Raw genomic sequence first — 18254 nt, 5'->3', positions numbered from 1 at the left:
AAGCGATATTTCCGAGTGCGGATGACCTGGGCACCGGGGGCTATTATACCGACATTCTGTATACGATCCAGAACAACGACGACCTGCCGTTGCTCTCGGCGTATGTTCCGGTAAACCTGCAGCCGGACGTTCCGGGCACGACGTTTTACGACCGCCGTCCCAACGCCCCTGCGGGGAGTACCTGCCTGCAGATTGTGGGTAAAAAAATGAGTGGAACGATTATGAAAGACATGGTGACGTACCAGATCAATCTGGGATTGAATTTCGCGGAGAATTACAGCCTGCCGGGGAACTATCATCTGAATTATACGATCCGGCTGAAAGGCGTGTCGGACGAAGACCCCCATGTGGTAAAACTCATCCCCGGCTATTTCGGGGGCGGAATGAAGGCCTGGAACGCGGCAGGAACTGAAGTCTCAGTAAATGCGAACGATGCCGTGAAATGGCGGTATGCCAATAGAATAGAGGTGTATCCGGAAGATGCTCCTAATATAAGTAAGTTCTTTAAACCGACAGATAATATAAATAATATGCCATACTTTTATGATGAACATTGTGAGATATCCTTTCCAGCGTTAGTTACAAACAATAATTTAGTTGACGGATATTTAAATACTTGTTATTATTTTAAAAGCGAGTTATTTATTCCTGCCTATTGCATTGTTAAGGGCTTGTATGACGGTATCCTGGAGATTTATCAGCCTACAGACTGGTATTGGCCTTCAATTATGGAAATGACAGGAATATGGATTTCGGGCGAGGCATTTATCAAGGATATGTCATCGTCTTATTGGTCATCTTCCGCCCACGATTATTCGACAGCTTATATGATTGATTCATATGGAGGAGTTTATGCAAGAGGTGTTTGCGGAAGAAATTATGTAAGGGCTGTACGTCAGATAAATTATTGAAATGAAAGAATTCATTCAAATGAAAAAGATGAAGCGGTTCGCTCAATTTTATAGAGTAGGATTATGTGGTACGGGAATGTGGTTGTGTCTTTTTACAGACATGGCTGCGCAGTACGTGTGCAAAGAGGTGATAGCAGATTTTAATGCTCCCGTTGCTGTTATTTATACTAATGGAATGCCCGAAAGTGCTATATGGCCTTTAGGAACAGTCCTCACTAAAAATGGAGCAACTATTCGCCATCGGGAACGTGAAGGTAATATGGGTAACCGAAATATCAACAGTCGGGTTTCGGCGCGGTTTATCGTAGCACCGGATGATCTTTCGGGCACTCCTACTTGGGCAGAGGCATCTGGTTTTGAAGATAATGGCAACAAAGATAATCTCAATGCCGATTTTGTGAATCCCTCGACAGGAGGGTGTCGTGGGCTGACGACGGGTGGTCGTCACTGGCGATTGCCCACAGAACGTGAATTGCAATTAATGTGGGTTCTTATGGATGGGATCAATATTATCTATCCTAACGCTCCTTTATCGGGTTCTCGTTTTGCCTCGACTGAGTCGGCTTTCGGAGACGGAGGTCCTGGTAGGATGGCAATTTATGTAGATTTTTATAATAATCCTTTTGTATTGAATAATGATCATCCTTTTACGACATCGGCTCGGTCTAAAATAGACAGGATTAAGTCACGTTGTATCAGCGACTACTGAGCCGTGTCATCCTGAGGCAGAGCCGAAGGATGACACGGGAATGCGAAAAGGGTGATATTCCCTCGGCATTAGCGACAGTAGGGCAATTAACCGAGGTAACGTACATGGGAGATCCTTCACTCCATTCAGGATGAAACGGCTATCGATCAGAATGACAGGAGTAGATAAAACGGATGTCAGAGTTTTATATCGAATGGTTCGATAAGCCCTTTTATCTGCTCGTCGGTAAGCCCTTCGGGTTCGTACCGGCTCATACGTACCTGTAAATATAATTGTGCCGATTTGTTGAGGGTATCGATGAGGTCGAACGTATCCGCGAGATTTTCACCTACTCCCAGTACCCCGTGTTTTTCCCATACTACGAAATCGTGGTTTTCGAGACCTTTCAGGGTCATGTCCGCGAGTGCGAGCGTTCCCGGTACTTCATACGGAATAAATCCGAGACCGTGAGGAACGACGATGAAGGTTTCGGGATGCATCGCCCATAATACTTTATTCAAATTCTCTTCCGACCGGAATTCTTTGATGTGGGAAAGAGCGGTGAGTTCGGTGGGGTGAGTATGAAGAACGAGTCGGTTCTTCGTTCCCTTTGTTATAAATGTTCGATGAATACAAAGGTGCGAGGGTAGTTCCGAAGTGGGTTTTATCTCTTTTTCGCCGATAATGTCGTAGGTACTCCCATCGGAAGAGATACGAATAACCGAACCGGCCGATAATGGGTCTTTAGCGACATCCCGCATGCGGCGCCCTGTTCCGGTAACGTAGAAAAAATGATTTCCGAGTTCGGGTAAGGAACGGGGGAGAGCATAACTTTTCAAGGGAGGAAGTTTTTTATCTTCGGAAGAAATAAGCTCCGAAATGTCGATCGATATATTTCCTGCATTTCGTTCGGCCCACCCTTTTGTCCATAAGTATGAGGCGATCTCGGCGATTTCGTCGAGTTGATTTTTTAGTTTGTCGTTGCGATGTAAGATCATATTGTTTTCGATGAATAAATAGGTTTAAAATAAATTGGGTAGAATGACTGAAAAAATGAGTAAGGCAAGCCCGGCTATAAGCACGCCTATTACCCGGGGTTTTACCCCTTTCCATTCTTTTAAAAAGATTCCCCACATGTTGCTGAAAATGACATTCAGCGACATGAGTATACTCCAGGAGAAAGCGAGCAGCAACGGTGAGTCGCTGAAAAAACTTTTTCCCATGCCTAATCCGAAAAATTGAGAATACCAGAGAAGCCCGGCTAAAGCGCAAAATAACAGATTCGATAATAGAGTGCTTCCCGATACCGAAAAATAATCTTTTCCGGTCTTATTTTTTAGATTTTGGAAAATGCAATATACGGCATTTGTGACGAAACCGCCTAAGGTTACCAATAAGATTACCGGGTTTAACGCAAGCAGTTCTCCTGCACCGTTAGCGATTGCGGTAAGACGTATTTCTTCACCCGACTCGAGACCGAGACTGAAACAGGCGCTCATAATACCGGCCAGTAATGCAACCACTAATCCTTTGGTAAGTGCGAAGTCTTTTATGGCGGCTTTTTTCGCTTCTTCGGGCATATCTTTAGAGCGGAGGCTGCCGGCATATCCGATGACAGCGATACCCGAAAGGGTAATGCATACACTGATGAGGAGAATAAGTCCCTGACCATGCCAGAGATCGGTTCCCGACCAGATTGCCGGTAAAATCGTTCCGAATCCGGCACATGTACCTAAAGCGATCGACTGCCCGAGTGCCACTCCGAGATAACGCATGCTCAAACCGAATGTAAGTCCGCCGATCCCCCATAACATCCCATATACAATAGGTTTAAGGTAGTTTCCCGACAAAATTATGTCCGGAAGTTTATCGATGTCGATGGCCAGTAATGCCCCTATAAAAGGAAATACGAGCCAGGCGAAAATACCCTGTACGAGCCAGAAACTTTCCCAACTCCATTTCTTTATCTTTTTAATGGGTACGTACGAGCTGGATTGTCCCAGGCTTCCGACAGCGATAATAATCAGTCCGATAATAGTATTCATTTTTTTATCGTCGTTTACCGGTTACTTCCTCTTCGTATTTGCACACTTCCGCAATATATTCTTCTCCGACGGGTACATTGTTTATCAGGCAGAAATAATCCCATACGGCATTCCAGGGTAATGACTTGGCCTCTTCGAGTAGTGCCAGCCGTTCGAAATACCGGTGATCGGCTTCGTATTCCCTCAATTGTTCCAGCGGTTCGAGCAACGCCTGCAATAAACATTTTTGGGTAGCGCGTGAGCCGATGACATAAGCTCCGATGCGGTTGATAGAACCGTCGAAATAATCGAGACCGATGTTTACTTTGTCCAATGCGTCGCAACGGATGATTTCGCGGGCCAGATCGAGTGTATCGTCATTTACGATGGTTACATGATCAGAATCCCAGCGTATCGGACGGCTTACATGCAACATGATACCGGGAGTAAACAATAACAAAGAAGAAATTTTATCGGCTACGCTTTCAGTCAGGTGAAAATGTCCTGTATCGAGAGTGACTCTTTTATTGTTTTTTACCCCGTATCCCAAATAAAAATCGTATGATCCTACAGTATAGCTTTCGGCACCGATCCCGAACAGTTTTGCTTCGATGCAATCTATCATGTTGGAGTAGGGTACCGAGAATATTTCATCGAGAGAATCTTTCAGAATACTCCGGTATTTAAGCCGGTTTACGGTACTGTCTTTCGATCCGTCATGTATCCATAAGTTCATAACGCAAGGAGATCCCTGATATTTCCCCATTTCTTCTGCGATCCGGCGACATCTTTTGGTATGCTCGATCCAAAAATCCCGTATCGATTTATCCGGGTTGGCAAGGGTGAGTTCTCCGCTTTTGGGATGGGAGAACGAGGTGGAATTGAAATCGAGTTTCAGGTTATTTTCTTTGGCCCATTTCATCCAGCTTTCAAAATGCCGGGGCTCGATCTGATCTCGGTCGACTTTTTCTCCTTTAAAGTCTCCGTAACTGGCATGCAGGCTGATACGATGGTTGCCTCCCAGAAAAGAAGCGGCTTTTACCAGATCGTTTCGTATTTCTTCGATATTGCGGGCTTTTCCGGGATAGTTCCCCGTTACCTGAATTCCACCGCTCAATTCGTTTTCAGTATGTTCGAGGCCGGTTACATCATCGGTTTGCCAGCAATGCAGAGACAAGGGGATATTTTGTAGTTTTTCAATAGCTTTCTCGGTATCGATATCTAAGGTTGCATATCTTTTCCTGGCTAATTCATAGGCTTTAGTAACGAATTCTTTGTTTTTCATAGTCATTGTTTTATGAAATTATAGTTTATATATTATTCTTCGAGCCGGGTGATGTTCAGAAATTCCCGGTAAGCTTTTTGCCACTTATCGGTTTCTACGGGCATGAATGTTTCCATTCGGATTCCGTTGCGTATGATTCTGCGCATGTCATGCCGGTTTTCTACTAATCCTAAAGCCTTAGCCTGTAACAGCAGATTGCCGATAGCCGTAGCTTCGGCCGGCCCGCTGATAACGGGTATTCCGGTAGTATTAGCGGTAAACTGATTTAAAAGCGGATTTTTTGCGCCGCCTCCGATAATATGTAGTTTTTCGATCGGGAAAGGAGCGAATTTTTTGAGACGCCCCAACACATAATTGTATTTCATGGCCAGACTATCGAAAATACACCTGACGGTTTCCGCTCCATTTTCGGGAGGAAGTTGTCCCGTTTCCGAACAATATTCAGCAATCGCCTTAAGCATATCCTTCGGGCAAGCGAATGTCGGAGAATCAGGATCGATAAAGCGTTGGAACGGTTTTTCTTTCTGAGCCATAAGAATGATTTCCTCGTAATCGTATGGCTTATCATTACGTTTCCATATTTTTAAGCATTCTTCCAATATCCACATGCCGGTTATGTTTTTCAGGAAACGTATCGTGCCCTCGATGCCGCCCTCATTGGTGAAATTCATACGGTAAGAATCTTTGGTAATGATAGGTTCTTCCAACTCTATCCCCATCAGACTCCAGGTACCCGAACTCAGGTATGCGAATTTTTCATCCTGCGCCGGAACGGCAGCGATGGCAGAGGCGGTATCGTGTCCGGCCACCGAGATAACCGGTACGCGTGGAAATCCCGTTTCCCGAGAGATGAGCTCGGAAAGCAGTCCTATTTTTTCTCCCGGGAAAACGATGCCGGGAAATACGTCTTTTCCCATACCTGCCGGTTGTAACAGAGCAGGTTCTATTTCACGGGAACGGGCGTTCAGTAATTGCGCCGTACTGGCGATCGTATATTCACAAACGCATTTTCCCGTTAGCAGATAGGCGAGAGCATCGGGAATGAACAATATTTTGTCGGCGTGCAGATGAGGGGCATAGTTTTCTTTCCGGGCGGCGTATAACTGGTAAACCGAATTGAAATTCATGATTTGTGTTCCGGTTATTCGGTAAACTTCTTCTCGTGGAATGTGCGTAAAATATTGCTCGGGTATTCTTTCGGTATAGGGATCGCGGTAGGCGCGGGGCATGGAAAGCAACGAGCCGTCTTTCCCCAGATAAACGAAATCGACCCCCCATGTATCGATCCCGATCGAATCTACTGGTATTTTCCTGCGGACGCATTCGGCCAACGTTTCTTTCATAGATTCGAAGATCGACAATAAATTCCAGTATAATTTACCGTGTATATTTATGACACGATTCGGGAATCGAGATATTTCGTAGGTTTCGAGTCGGTTATTATTTAAAGTTCCTATAATTCCGCGACCGCTGGTAGCTCCCAGATCGAAGGCAAGCATCGTGTGTTGTTTCATGCGTACTCGTTAAAATCGATGATTTATGAAATAATAAAAATGACACCGGTTGTACGGCTCATTTTTATTCTGTATTTTTACCATACAAACTTAGATATATAAGAGTAAAACTCGTTTGTAGATTTGATACAACTGTTTACATTTTTGGCATAAAAAACGGTAAATGAGAAAAGGTCGTAAAGATTTATTGAAATATCTTACCATAAATGACGATGACGAGAGATGGGGGATTGTGTGTACGACGGTCGGTTACCAAACCGTATTGCCGGGGGCGGATTATCCTGTATTGCGACACCCCGATAAATATAATTTTAAGTTTCAGGGACGCATCCTGAATGAATACCAACTGGTGTATATTGTCGAAGGGAGAGGTTATTTCGCTTCGGAGTCTTGTCGTAAGGTAAGAGTTACGGCGGGTACGATGATACAGCTTTTCCCCGGAGAGTGGCATACTTATAAACCCGATAAAGATACGGGCTGGGTAGAGTATTGGGTAGGTTTTAGAGGAGTGAATATAGATAATCGGGTAAAAGAGGGCTTCTTTTCGAAAGATTGTCCGGTACGCCGTATCGGTATCAGCGATACGATTATGGGATTGTATGACCGTATTTTGCGGTATGCCGAAGAGGAAAAAAGCGGATATCAGCAACTGATTTCGAGTATTGTACTGCATTTATTGGGGCTCGTTTATTATAAAGATCAGAATTGTTCTTATACCGATGGTGTTCTGGTGGACAAGTTGAATAAGGCACGCAGTATAATGAGGGAAACGGTAGATACACCGGTTTCTCTCGAAGAGATAGCCCGGGAAGTAGGTATGGGTTATTCCTGGTTCCGTAGGGTATTTAAACAATATACGGGGATGTCTCCCGTAAAATATCAAATGCAGCAACGGTTGGCGCGAGCCAAAGAGTTGTTAGGAAATACCGCAATGACTGTTACCGAGGTAGCATATACATTGGGGTTTACCACAGTGAGCCAGTTTTCTGTCTTTTTTAAGAAAATGGAGGGAATGACAGCCAGCGAATTTAAGGAACGTTTTTCGAGATAATTACAAAAGATAAAAAGAAAACCCGATGTGCATGCGGCATATCGGGTTTTTTTGTCAGGTCGTTAACCTGTATACTTCAAGTGAAATAATTAAGGTCTGGGAGTCGCTTCTTTAACTACCATCTGACGTCCGGCATATTCTGCGCCGTTGAGTTCTTTGATAGCATTGTGGGCTTCATCGTCATTTTCCATTTCCACGAAGGCAAAACCTTTAGAACGGTTTGTCATACGATCCATGATCAGACGGGTTGAAATTACAGTACCGTAATCTTCCATAACTTGTTGCAAATCACTTTCCCGAACACTGTAGTTCAGGTTTCCAATGTAAATATTCATACGAAAAAAAATAAAATAAATAAATAAAATAAATTGAAACAATCAAGTTTAGGAAGGTCAGTTTCGACAATGGAAAACCCTTTTTTTGATTCGGGCAGTTACACGGAAGAGATAGAACAAAATAAACTTTTTTGTTTATGAGTGTAAATTACGGCATTTTATTTGACCTGTTTGTTATTTTCTTCGTTTTTTTTTATTTTCAAGGAGTTATTTATGCTTTATACCTTTCTTTTAACATATAATTTCCTTTTTGAGTGATTAAATCCCGATAAAAGGGAAAATATTATTCGGTATAAAAAAGAATCAAACGCTCGAGGGCTCGACGGCATACGGGACAGAATTCCCGGGCTTCATTACTTTTCATTCTGCAATCGGGAGTACTGCGGTAAACTCCTTTAGCCGAATAGCCGGCTCCTTCGTATATCCCCAGAGTACGACAGTCTCCGTTTTTTGGGGTGTATTTATCGGGAATGGGAGTGCCGGGGGCAAGCATATCTTTCCATTTACTTCCGAAATCTACGAGGGTGGTAATGTTTTGTTCCCAAGGTTCGGTGTCATTTGGATAACTTTCTGAAAAAATATCGTTTTCGTAAAAATATTCGTCGGCCAGTCCTCCGAAACTGTGTCCGAATTCATGTACTATAACCGGGCCGAACTGGTCATGATGTGTCGAGGTAAGCGTGAATGCGTTATATATGCCTCCACCTCCATATACATCGGTGTTGGCCAGAATGACAATGTGTTCGTACGGAATACCGGTTAAAATATCGTGTACGGTTTTTACATTTTTTGTCGTCAGGTAACGTGGAGAATAAAATGTGTCGAAGTGAGATCCGAATACCGTATTGCGCCAATCGTTGTGACGGGGAGTACTTACACCGCTATTATCCGATGCTGAAGCAACGGCGATGACATTGAACCGTTTTTTCATTTTGCTAAAAGGCTCGTGCGAGAATAGGTTGTCGCAGGCAATTCGGGCGTCTTTATAAAATAATTCAGTTTCGGCGGCGGTATAGCCTTCGGCTAAAATGGCGATATCGATACAATCTTTATAACTTCCGTTCTTCAACAAATATTTAAAAGGATGCGAGGGGCTTTTCTGTTTTTTTTCGATGAGTATGTCGGCCGGATCTATAAGGTGCGTGAGAGAAGCGGCAATTTTGCCCCGGTTATCGGTTAGCGTAACGCATATCTCGGCAGTTCGCCGGGGATAGGGCAGTGTAAATGTATTCTCGAATCCTTTAGAAAGTCGCTTGGCTTCGTCGGTGGTTAACCATTCCTGAAAAAGAGATGAAAACGACATGCGATAAATGATTTCTTCTGTAGCAATGTCTCTCATGGTTATTTGTCCGTTTCCTTCCAAGGGTAAAGCGTCGAGATTGTGCCGGCGTCCTGCCCAGCAGGGAATGCTCGATAAATGGTCGAGACTGATTTTTTGCTGTTTGATATTTCCTGAAAACAGATAGTCGACTCGCAAGGTGGTATCTTGAAAATAAGTATCGAAATCTTGTCCGGAAACCGTTATGACAAATATAAAAAATGACAGTATAGTTAAACTCTTTTTCATTGTAATGGTAATTAGATACTGCAAAGATAGTAAAATAAGAGGTATAAGAAAGAGAGCATAAATTGTACCCCGTTTTTGTATCGTTACGACTCGTTTTTTATAATTTTACAGATTGAAAAACTTGTAAAGATGATGTGGAAAAGATTGCTGGGGTTTGATCCCGCTACGATGAAAGTACGTACCGAAATACTGGCCGGTATAACTACTTTTTTGACGATGTCGTATATACTGGCTGTTAATCCGGCGATTTTATCTCTTACGGGAATGGATAAAGGAGCCGTATTTACCGCTACGGCTGTATCTTCGATAATTGCGACGCTTATAATGGCGCTGTGGGCTAAATTACCGTTTGCATTGGCTCCGGGTATGGGTTTGAATGCGTTTTTCGCCTTTACCGTATGCCTGGGAATGGGAAATAGTTGGGAGTTTGCTCTTACAGCCGTGCTTATCGAAGGGATTCTTTTTATATTGCTTACGTTGTCGAATTTACGGGAAGCGATCGTAAATGCGATTCCGATGTCTCTGAAAAATGCGATAGGCGCGGGTATCGGATTGTTTATCGCGTTTATAGGATTACAAAATGCCGGGATTATAACATCCAATGATTCTACACTCGTTTCGTTGGGAAATATTACTTCGAGTTCGCCGTTGCTTGCATTGATCGGAATTGTGATTGTATCGGTACTGTTGATTCGGAAAGTTAAGGGAGCCCTTCTTATCGGTATTTTGGTAACAACACTTATCGGTATCCCTATGGGGGTAACGAATTATAGAGGGATCCTCGACTGGCCGCCTTCGGTAGCACCCACATTCTTTAAATTCGATTTTTCCGGGATATTTACCCCGCAAATGGGACTTACCGTATTTACTTTATTATTTCTCGATATGTTCGATACGATAGGTACGCTGGTAGGCGTCTCTACCCGTGCGGGTATGATGAAAGACGGAAAGATTCCGAATGCGAAACAAGCATTTATGGCCGATGCCGTAGGTACTACACTCGGGGCTATGTTGGGTACCAGTACGGTATCTACCTATGTCGAGAGTTCATCGGGAGTAGCACAGGGAGGACGTTCGGGAATGACAGCCCTTACGGTGGCTGCCGGATTTATTATTGCGTTATTATTTTCTCCGTTGTTCTTATCCATACCGGGAGCGGCCACTTGTCCTGTTTTGGTATTGGTAGGGTTGTTTATGCTGTCGCCTATCAAAGATATCGATCTCGATGATTATTCGGAGTCCATCCCTTCTTTTATTTGTATAATTACGATACCTATGGCTTATAGTATATCCGACGGTATCGTATTGGGGCTTATCAGTTATGTTCTCATTAATCTTTTGTGCGGTAAGCGTAAAAAACTGACTTTGCCTATGTATATTATGGCCCTTTTGTTTACACTGAAATATATTTTGTAATATTTAAAAAGATCGTTTTGTGAAACGAACGGCATTCCTGTTTTTTTACTACAAGTGGATACGTTACAAAAAGCAAAGAAATTTCCTTACTTTTTCATTAACAGTAAAGAAAGTGATATAAGACGTATAAAGACAGTAAATATAATTTATAATGTGTTTTATATTGTAAGAGACCGTTTTTTATAATTTTACTGTCTATTCTCGAATAAACGGGATAATTTAAAATTAAAGATAAGAGTATGGGAAAAACGATTCGATTGATTTATCCTCAGTGGCAAGGGGGAGTAGTTGCTCATTGGATGCCCGATATTCCGGCTGAAGATGCTTCGAGAGGATATTATTGGGGGGCGAAATTATTGGATATGTTGTCTCCTGAGACTTCTCTGGAAACAGTTGAAGTTCCGGTATCTTTAAAGATTGGAGAAAGAACGGTTGTGGATGGAGTTTGTGACCGGGATATTATCCTTGAGCAGACCCAGGCGGCTTTATCGGAGTTACGGAAAAGTGATCCTGATAAAATAGTTACTTTGGGGGGAGAGTGTTCGGTAAGTGTAGTACCTTTTACCTATTTGGCCGAAAAGTATCCCGATGATATAGCGGTTGTCTGGATCGATGCTCATCCCGATATAAATTTCCCTTATGATGAGTATAAGGGATATCATGCGATGGCTTTAGCGGCATGTTTAGGGATAGGTGATAAAAAAATTATGAGTCTTTTACCGGCAAAAGTAGATGCTGCGAAAGTATTGATTGTCGGATTGAGGGCTTGGGAAAAAGAGGGCGGTACAAAAGAAAGGCAAAAAGAATTGGGCATAAAAAGCCTGTCTCCTTCTGAGGTGGCGGTAGATAGTTCGGCTATTATGAAATGGCTAAAAGATACAGGAGTTTCAAAAGCCGTCGTGCATTTCGATCTGGATGCGTTGGATCCGGCTGAAATTATTGCCGGTGTAGGGGTTGAGCCGGGTGGATTGAAAATAGAGGAAACCGTCAGAATTATAAATGATATCGCTTCGAAATATGATTTGGTAGGATTGACAATTGCCGAGCCAATGCCTCGTATCGCTATTAAATTGAAAAATATGCTCGATCGGTTACCGTTGTTGAAAGAATAAAATACGGTAGTTTGTGTACTGTATTAGATGTTTTATAAGATCGATTTAATCAAGTCGCTGTTTTCAGATTTATTTTGTATCGTAAATTCCCGTTGCTTTGTTGAAGACAGGTAAATAAAGACGGAAAGCAATCGAATTTTCGACTGCTTTCCGTCTTGTGATCGAGGAGGGATTCGAACCCTCGACCCACAGCTTAGAAGGCTGTTGCTCTATCCAGCTGAGCTACCCGACCGGCCTGCTTTTGTGAAAAAGCGATGCAAAGATAGTGTTTAATGTGTAATTGTCAAAAAAAAACAGGTAAAAGTATAATCGTTTCTTTTTTAGATTTAATATACAGAAGGATATCTTTGATAAAAAATAAAGTCGCAAGGCATAGTTTTAGAACCTGTTTAATTTGTTCGATATGGATAAAATGAGTTTAAAGTTTGCCGGTATGCGTTAAAAGGGTATCTTTAATATAAAATCTGTAATATGAAAAATATAAGGATAACGGAAGAGGTAATTACGGCACTCGATCCGGAGGAGATATTTGTATTCGGAAGCAACCTGAATGGATTTCATGCCGGCGGAGCTGCCCATACCGCTTGTCGTTGGGGTGCAAAGTGGGGGCAGGGCGAAGGCTTGCAAGGGAATACTTACGCTATACCTACTATGTTTGGTACGGTTGAAGAAATAAAACCGTATGTCGACCGGTTTATCGCTTTTGCCCGTGAACATTCGGAGATGAAATTTCTTGTAACACCTGTGGGATGTGGAATAGCCGGTTTTTCACCGGTAGAGATAGCCCCGTTATTTGAGGGTGCAGTAGATTTAGATAACATATGTCTTCCTCGTGTTTTCTGGGAAAATATTACAGGTTAAAAATTATTTTTCCCCTACATAGATCGTGCAAATACCAAAGGTCATCTGTTTGTATCGGGTATTTTTGAACCCGGCGTTTTGAAAAACTTTAAGCATTTCTTTGCCTTGAGGAACAACTGCAACCGATTTGGGCAGATAAGTGTATGCTTTTTTGTCTTTCGAAATGAGGCTGCCTACAAAAGGAATGAAGTAACGGGAATATAAATTGTAGAATTGTTTTAACGGGAATTTTTGCGGAGTAGATAATTCTATGACCATCAATATGCCTTCAGGTGCCAGTACCCGGTACATTTCGCTGAAACCTTTGTCGAGATTTTCGAAGTTACGTACTCCGTAAGCGACGGTAATCGCGTTGAAGGTATTATCTTCGTAAGTAAGAGAAAGACAGTCTTGGCATTCGAATTTCATATCTCGTTCGAATCCGTATTTTTTTGTTTTTTCCCGTGCAATTTCCAACATACCCTCCGAAATATCGGCTCCTATGATTTTTTCGGGACGGAGGGAACGGTTGAGTAAAAATGCCAGATCACCGGTACCGGTCGCTATATCGAGGATATATTGAGGGGCGTACGAACAAAGTATCTTTACAGCTTCTTTTCTCCAGCGGCGGTCGATCCCGAAAGTCATGATTCGGTTGAGTTTATCGTATGCCGGGGCGATCGAGTCGAACATTTTTCGTACCTGAGTACTTTTGCTTTCGCTCTCGTTATAAGGAAGTATATTCTCTGTTTTGTACTTATTCATGATCGGCAATAACGGGTTATTGGGTGAAAAAGCAGGAGTGCAATCATACAAGGTTACACTCCTGCATGGGATATTTTATTTTCTGTTGTTCAGGAATTCAGTTACATTATTTTCGATACGTGCGGCAAGATTGTTGCCGTCTGCTTTTGTGAATTTTTCACCTACGATGTGTTCGTATAATTCGATATAACGATCCGAAACGCTATTGCAATATGCTTCGGTCATTTCAGGAACTTTTTGTCCGTCTTTTCCCTGGAATCCGTTTTGTATGAGCCATTGGCGAACAAATTCTTTCGATAACTGACGTTGTTCCTCCCCTTTTGCTAGTCGTTCTTCATATCCGTCTGCGTAAAAGTAACGAGAAGAATCGGGAGTGTGTATTTCGTCGATGAGAATTATTTTTCCGTCTTTTTTCCCGAACTCATATTTGGTATCTACAAGAATGAGTCCTTTTTCTGCAGCCATCTCGGTACCTCTTTTAAAAAGGGCTTGTGTATATTTTTCGAGCTGTTCGTAATCTTCTTTCGATACGAGACCCTGGGCGATGATTTCTTCCTTAGAGATATTTTCATCATGACCGGCATCAGCTTTGGTAGTCGGTGTTACGATCGGGGTCGGAAACTTCTGGTTTTCAATCATACCATCGGGTAAAGTAATACCGCAAAGTGTTCTTTCTCCGGCCTTGTATGCGCGCCAGGCACTCCCGGTGAGGTATCCGCGGATCACCATTTCAACTTTAAAAGGTTCGCACCGTACACCTATGGTTACCATAGGATCGGGAACGGCAATCTTCCAGTTAGGAACGATATCGGTTGTCGCATCGAGGAATTTAGACGCGATTTGATTCAGTACTTGTCCTTTATAAGGGATACCTTCGGGCAAAATAACATCGAAGGCCGAAATACGATCGGTGGCTACCATTACCAGTAATTCGTTATCGATGTTATATACATCGCGTACTTTTCCGTGATAAACTCCCACCTGTCCCGGGAAGTTGAAATCTGTTCTTATTAAAGCATTTTTCATTTCTGTAATACTTATATTGTGTTTAAAATTTATGAGATCCTTTACTTTTTGCTTTATATAGTACTACTTATCGCTACTGTCTTGTTCTGTCTTTGTGCGAGAGTCTTTGTCTGTTTTGTTCCGGCGTATTTCCTTTTGTTTTTCGTCGAAACGTTCATAAGCTTCTACAATATGCTGTACGAGTTTATGGCGTACGATATCTTTTTTGCTGAACTCTATTTTACCGATGCCCTGTACTCCTTTCAGAATGTGAATGGCCTGTACCAATCCCGAAACCTGAGATGTGGGAAGATCGATTTGGGTCATGTCTCCGGTAATGATCATTTTAGCGTTCGTTCCCAGTCGGGTCATAAACATTTTTATCTGGTGGGGTGTGGTATTTTGCGCTTCATCGAGGATGATTACGGCATCGTTAAGTGTACGCCCTCTCATAAAGGCCAACGGGGCGATCTGTATTACATTTCCTTCCATATATTCTTTCAGTTTAGCCGAAGGAATCATATCCTGTAATGCGTCGTACAACGGTTGTAGGTAAGGGTCTATTTTTTCTTTCATATCTCCGGGAAGAAATCCCAGTTTTTCTCCGGCTTCTACCGCCGGCCGGCTTAATATGATTTTTTTTACCTCTTTGTTTTTCAGTGCTTTTACCGCTAAAGCGATGGCGACATATGTTTTGCCCGATCCTGCGGGCCCCAGTGCAAAAACAAGATCGTTATCCCGGAATGCATTTACGAGTTTCTGTTGATTTTCGTTGCGGCTAACGATAGATTTTCCGTTAACTCCGTGTATAATGAGGTTTTCTTGTTTAATCTCTGTAGGGGTATCTCCTTTTATAATATCGATAATGACTTCTTCATTGAGAATATTGTATTCGGCGCAGTATTTCTCGAGTTCTTTGATCTTTTGTTCGAATACGGCGGTTTCGTTTTCATCACCGATGACTTTAATGACGTGACCTCGTGCGGCGAGACGAAGTTTGGGAAATAAGTTTTTGATGAGTTGCATATTGGAATTATTTATTCCGTAAAATACAACCGGGTCGATATTGTCTAAAATTATTATTCTTTCAATCATTCGCGATGGAAACCAATATTCTTATATCTATTTATTATTCAATTTATTATCAGGATACAGACCTTTCTCAGGATCTTCATGGCAAAGGTAATCATTATGGTTTATAAAATGCATTTTTCGACAAAATAAAATAATTTCCGGCGATTGCTTTTCCGGATAAAAGACCTCCCCGGCATTTATAAATAAAATAAATACCGGGGAGGTAAAAAAAGAGGGCTTTCATTTTAGAAAATACTCCAGGCGACGGTGAGACCGGCCATTACGATAGCAACCATGCTCATGAGTTTAATGAGTATATTGAGGCTGGGTCCGGCCGTATCTTTAAACGGGTCACCCACCGTGTCACCCACGACTGCTGCATGATGAACCTCGCTCCCTTTCCCTCCGAAATTACCTTCTTCGACGTATTTTTTCGCATTGTCCCAGGCTCCTCCGGCATTTGCCATGAAAATAGCCAGTACAAAACCCGACGAAAGACCGCCGATGAGCAATCCGATTACTCCCGGAACACCGAAAACAAGTCCGGTAAATATAGGTGCAATAATGGCCAGTAGAGAAGGAAATACCATTTCTTTTTGCGCTCCTTTGGTCGATATGGCCACGCAGCGGGCATAATCGGGTTCTTGTTGGCCGGTAAGAATTCCCTTTATTTCTCTGAACTGCCTTCGCACTTCATCTACCATATGTCCGGCGGCACGGCCTACCGCATTCATGGTGAGACCACAGAATAAGAAAGCCATCATGGCCCCGATAAACATACCGGAGAGTACCTTTGGATTCATCAGAGTTACGTCGTAATAATACATAAAATCGGTAAATCCGGCGTTGTGTATGTCGATAATCGTACCGTTGCTTGTCGTCAGAACGGTTTCACCCATACGGGTCAGTCCGATACGTATTTCTTCAACGTAGGAGGCCAGCAAAGCGAGTCCGGTAAGCGCTGCCGAACCTATTGCAAATCCTTTTCCGGTGGCTGCGGTTGTATTGCCCAATGAATCGAGGGCGTCGGTGCGTTTACGTACTTCTTCTCCGAGTCCGCTCATTTCAGCGTTGCCTCCGGCGTTATCGGCAATAGGACCGTAAGCGTCGGTTGCCAGCGTTATTCCGAGAGTAGACAACATACCCACGGCGGCGATACCGATTCCGTAAAGACCCATCGATACATTGGTGAAATCGAATCCGGCAGCAATCCAGAATGAAAGGATAATGCCTGCAACTACTGCCAGTACGGGAATCGTTGTAGAAACCATTCCTAATCCGATTCCCGATATGATAACTGTAGCCGGGCCGGTTTCTCCGCTCTTGGATAGTTTTTGTGTAGGTTTATAAGATTGCGATGTGTAATATTCGGTAGAACGACCTATAATCACACCTACGAGTAATCCGATAATAACAGCGCAGGATATATTTATCCAGTTATCGAGTTGCAACGCCCAAAGAATACCGAAAGTAGCCAATATAATGAGTATAGAACTCAAATTGGTCCCGAATGAGAGGGAGCGAAGTAACTCTTTTATTCCGGCATTTTCTTTGGTACGAACCGAAAATATGCCGATGATCGAAAGCAGAATCCCTACTGCGGCAATCAGCATGGGTGCTATTACCGCTTTAAATTGCAGGGTAATGTCGTCTGTCCCGATGTAGGCGGCTGCTCCCAAAGCCGCTGTCGCTAATATAGATCCGCAGTAAGATTCGTATAAATCGGCGCCCATACCGGCTACATCTCCTACATTGTCACCTACGTTATCGGCGATCGTGGCCGGGTTGCGGGGATCGTCTTCCGGAATGCCGGCTTCTACTTTACCTACCAGATCGGCACCCACATCAGCCGCTTTCGTATAAATACCGCCGCCGACACGTGCGAACAAAGCTTGTGTCGATGCCCCCATTCCGAAGGTAAGCATCGTTGTAGTGATAATACAAAGTTTGGCCGACGGATTGAGTATATCATCGGGAATAGCTGCGTTGAGAATCAAATACCAGAACGATATGTCGAGCAGACCCAGACCAACGACGACAAGTCCCATCACCGCACCGCTTCGGAATGCGATGCGTAATCCTTTATTCAATGAGGTGCGGGCGGCGTTTGCCGTACGGGCAGATGCGTAAGTCGCCGTTTTCATTCCCAAAAATCCGGATAATCCCGAAAAGAAACCTCCGGTGAGGAATGCGATGGGAACCCAGGAATTTTGCAGATTAAAACCGTAAGCGAGAATAGAGAAAAAAGCGACTAATCCTAAGAATACGAGTCCTACGATTTTATATTGCTGTTTAAGATAAGACATAGCTCCTTTTCGTACATGGGAGGCTATGGTTTGCATTGTAGCCGTACCTTCACTTTCTTTCATCATCTGATGATAAAAATACCATGCTAATAATAATGCCAATATAGAGGCTGAAGGAACCAGCCAGAACAGAATATTCTCCATAGAATTTTTTATTTAAAGTTAATTGCCTAAATGTACTGATTTGATGTCAGAAACCGTTTTTTGAAATGTGAAAATTTAGTAAGTAATCGTTAAATTCTGCTGATAAATATATTTTTATCGAAATGAATATGTGCTTTCTCCTCTGTCCTCCTGAGGCTGGGCCGATGAATCCCCTGAAGTGAGCACCAAAAGCAATATCGACCAGACAATTAATGTA

Annotated in this window: 16 protein-coding genes and 1 tRNA gene; 6 read left to right on the top strand and 11 right to left on the bottom strand. The window is 43.0% G+C overall.

Annotated features, from left to right (window positions below):
* Together NMU02_RS13570 and NMU02_RS13565 are read left to right on the top strand one after the other, a co-directional pair.
* On the top strand, positions 1 to 911 hold a 911-nt coding region (locus tag NMU02_RS13570; protein ID WP_494337087.1), incomplete at its 5' end, for a DUF4906 domain-containing protein.
* A 1-nt stretch (position 912) separates the two neighbouring features.
* Entirely contained in the window at positions 913 to 1620 is a 708-nt protein-coding gene (locus tag NMU02_RS13565; protein ID WP_255028509.1) for a DUF1566 domain-containing protein, read from the top strand.
* A 176-nt stretch (positions 1621 to 1796) separates the two neighbouring features.
* On the opposite strand, the gene rhaD is transcribed toward NMU02_RS13565, so the two are convergent.
* From rhaD to NMU02_RS13545, 4 genes are read right to left on the bottom strand one after another with little or no spacing between them, the layout of a single operon-like run.
* Positions 1797 to 2597 (bottom strand): rhamnulose-1-phosphate aldolase, encoded by an 801-nt coding sequence (gene rhaD, locus NMU02_RS13560; protein ID WP_255028508.1) that lies wholly within the window; start codon positions 2595 to 2597, stop codon positions 1797 to 1799.
* A gap of 24 nt (positions 2598 to 2621) precedes the next feature.
* Entirely contained in the window at positions 2622 to 3644 is a 1023-nt protein-coding gene (gene rhaT, locus NMU02_RS13555; RefSeq protein WP_255028507.1) for an L-rhamnose/proton symporter RhaT, read from the bottom strand.
* Positions 3645 to 3648: 4 nt separating this feature from the next.
* On the bottom strand, positions 3649 to 4908 hold the full coding sequence (locus tag NMU02_RS13550; protein ID WP_255028506.1) for an L-rhamnose isomerase: 1260 nt from the start codon (positions 4906 to 4908) through the stop codon (positions 3649 to 3651).
* A gap of 32 nt (positions 4909 to 4940) precedes the next feature.
* Entirely contained in the window at positions 4941 to 6422 is a 1482-nt protein-coding gene (locus NMU02_RS13545) for a rhamnulokinase (protein ID WP_255028505.1), read from the bottom strand.
* 163 nt (positions 6423 to 6585) lie between these two features.
* Here NMU02_RS13545 and NMU02_RS13540 point away from each other — a divergent pair, with 163 nt between their 5' ends.
* Positions 6586 to 7473 (top strand): AraC family transcriptional regulator, encoded by an 888-nt coding sequence (locus NMU02_RS13540; protein WP_255028504.1) that lies wholly within the window; start codon positions 6586 to 6588, stop codon positions 7471 to 7473.
* Between the two features lie 89 nt (positions 7474 to 7562).
* Here NMU02_RS13540 and rbp read toward each other — a convergent pair whose 3' ends face one another.
* Together rbp and NMU02_RS13530 are read right to left on the bottom strand one after the other, a co-directional pair.
* On the bottom strand, positions 7563 to 7808 hold the full coding sequence (rbp, locus tag NMU02_RS13535) for an RNA-binding regulator (RefSeq protein WP_255028503.1): 246 nt from the start codon (positions 7806 to 7808) through the stop codon (positions 7563 to 7565).
* Positions 7809 to 8091: 283 nt separating this feature from the next.
* On the bottom strand, positions 8092 to 9375 hold the full coding sequence (locus NMU02_RS13530) for a M64 family metallopeptidase (protein WP_255028501.1): 1284 nt from the start codon (positions 9373 to 9375) through the stop codon (positions 8092 to 8094).
* Positions 9376 to 9507: 132 nt separating this feature from the next.
* On the opposite strand from NMU02_RS13530, the gene NMU02_RS13525 reads away from it, so the two are divergent.
* Together NMU02_RS13525 and NMU02_RS13520 are read left to right on the top strand one after the other, a co-directional pair.
* Positions 9508 to 10791: an NCS2 family permease gene (locus NMU02_RS13525; RefSeq protein WP_255028510.1), complete on the top strand. Its 1284-nt coding sequence runs from the start codon at positions 9508 to 9510 to the stop codon at positions 10789 to 10791.
* A 239-nt stretch (positions 10792 to 11030) separates the two neighbouring features.
* Positions 11031 to 11903, top strand: a complete 873-nt coding sequence (locus NMU02_RS13520; RefSeq protein WP_255028499.1) for an arginase family protein — start codon at positions 11031 to 11033, stop codon at positions 11901 to 11903.
* Between the two features lie 158 nt (positions 11904 to 12061).
* Here NMU02_RS13520 and NMU02_RS13515 read toward each other — a convergent pair.
* Positions 12062 to 12135: transfer RNA gene (locus NMU02_RS13515), tRNA-Arg, on the bottom strand.
* Between the two features lie 239 nt (positions 12136 to 12374).
* Here NMU02_RS13515 and NMU02_RS13510 point away from each other — a divergent pair.
* Positions 12375 to 12764, top strand: a complete 390-nt coding sequence (locus tag NMU02_RS13510) for an A1S_2505 family phage non-structural protein (protein ID WP_255028498.1) — start codon at positions 12375 to 12377, stop codon at positions 12762 to 12764.
* Between the two features lie 3 nt (positions 12765 to 12767).
* Here NMU02_RS13510 and ubiE read toward each other — a convergent pair whose 3' ends face one another.
* From ubiE to NMU02_RS13490, 4 genes are all read right to left on the bottom strand, one after another.
* Positions 12768 to 13508, bottom strand: coding sequence for a bifunctional demethylmenaquinone methyltransferase/2-methoxy-6-polyprenyl-1,4-benzoquinol methylase UbiE (ubiE, locus tag NMU02_RS13505; RefSeq protein ID WP_255028497.1), 741 nt, complete (start codon positions 13506 to 13508; stop codon positions 12768 to 12770).
* Between the two features lie 75 nt (positions 13509 to 13583).
* Entirely contained in the window at positions 13584 to 14534 is a 951-nt protein-coding gene (locus tag NMU02_RS13500) for a phosphoribosylaminoimidazolesuccinocarboxamide synthase (RefSeq protein ID WP_255028496.1), read from the bottom strand.
* Between the two features lie 63 nt (positions 14535 to 14597).
* Positions 14598 to 15608 (bottom strand): PhoH family protein, encoded by a 1011-nt coding sequence (locus tag NMU02_RS13495; protein WP_255028495.1) that lies wholly within the window; start codon positions 15606 to 15608, stop codon positions 14598 to 14600.
* A 224-nt stretch (positions 15609 to 15832) separates the two neighbouring features.
* Entirely contained in the window at positions 15833 to 18037 is a 2205-nt protein-coding gene (locus NMU02_RS13490; RefSeq protein ID WP_255028494.1) for a sodium-translocating pyrophosphatase, read from the bottom strand.
* Positions 18038 to 18254: the final 217 nt, after the last annotated feature.

The sequence above is a fragment of the Coprobacter tertius genome, from assembly GCF_024330105.1.
Taxonomy (GTDB): Bacteria; Bacteroidota; Bacteroidia; order Bacteroidales; family Coprobacteraceae; genus Coprobacter; species Coprobacter tertius.
This window is presented reverse-complemented; position numbering and strand designations above follow the sequence as displayed.

What these genes read in the sequence shown, in the direction of transcription:
- NMU02_RS13565 (WP_255028509.1), top strand. Translation starts at nt 913, where the DNA reads ATGAAAGAATTCATTCAAATGAAAAAGATGAAGCGGTTCGCTCAATTT.
- rhaD (WP_255028508.1), bottom strand. Translation starts at nt 2,597, where the DNA reads ATGATCTTACATCGCAACGACAAACTAAAAAATCAACTCGACGAAATC.
- rhaT (WP_255028507.1), bottom strand. Translation starts at nt 3,644, where the DNA reads ATGAATACTATTATCGGACTGATTATTATCGCTGTCGGAAGCCTGGGA.
- NMU02_RS13550 (WP_255028506.1), bottom strand. Translation starts at nt 4,908, where the DNA reads ATGAAAAACAAAGAATTCGTTACTAAAGCCTATGAATTAGCCAGGAAA.
- NMU02_RS13545 (WP_255028505.1), bottom strand. Translation starts at nt 6,422, where the DNA reads ATGAAACAACACACGATGCTTGCCTTCGATCTGGGAGCTACCAGCGGT.
- NMU02_RS13540 (WP_255028504.1), top strand. Translation starts at nt 6,586, where the DNA reads ATGAGAAAAGGTCGTAAAGATTTATTGAAATATCTTACCATAAATGAC.
- rbp (WP_255028503.1), bottom strand. Translation starts at nt 7,808, where the DNA reads ATGAATATTTACATTGGAAACCTGAACTACAGTGTTCGGGAAAGTGAT.
- NMU02_RS13530 (WP_255028501.1), bottom strand. Translation starts at nt 9,375, where the DNA reads ATGAAAAAGAGTTTAACTATACTGTCATTTTTTATATTTGTCATAACG.
- NMU02_RS13525 (WP_255028510.1), top strand. Translation starts at nt 9,508, where the DNA reads ATGTGGAAAAGATTGCTGGGGTTTGATCCCGCTACGATGAAAGTACGT.
- NMU02_RS13520 (WP_255028499.1), top strand. Translation starts at nt 11,031, where the DNA reads ATGGGAAAAACGATTCGATTGATTTATCCTCAGTGGCAAGGGGGAGTA.
- NMU02_RS13510 (WP_255028498.1), top strand. Translation starts at nt 12,375, where the DNA reads ATGAAAAATATAAGGATAACGGAAGAGGTAATTACGGCACTCGATCCG.
- ubiE (WP_255028497.1), bottom strand. Translation starts at nt 13,508, where the DNA reads ATGAATAAGTACAAAACAGAGAATATACTTCCTTATAACGAGAGCGAA.
- NMU02_RS13500 (WP_255028496.1), bottom strand. Translation starts at nt 14,534, where the DNA reads ATGAAAAATGCTTTAATAAGAACAGATTTCAACTTCCCGGGACAGGTG.
- NMU02_RS13495 (WP_255028495.1), bottom strand. Translation starts at nt 15,608, where the DNA reads ATGATTGAAAGAATAATAATTTTAGACAATATCGACCCGGTTGTATTT.
- NMU02_RS13490 (WP_255028494.1), bottom strand. Translation starts at nt 18,037, where the DNA reads ATGGAGAATATTCTGTTCTGGCTGGTTCCTTCAGCCTCTATATTGGCA.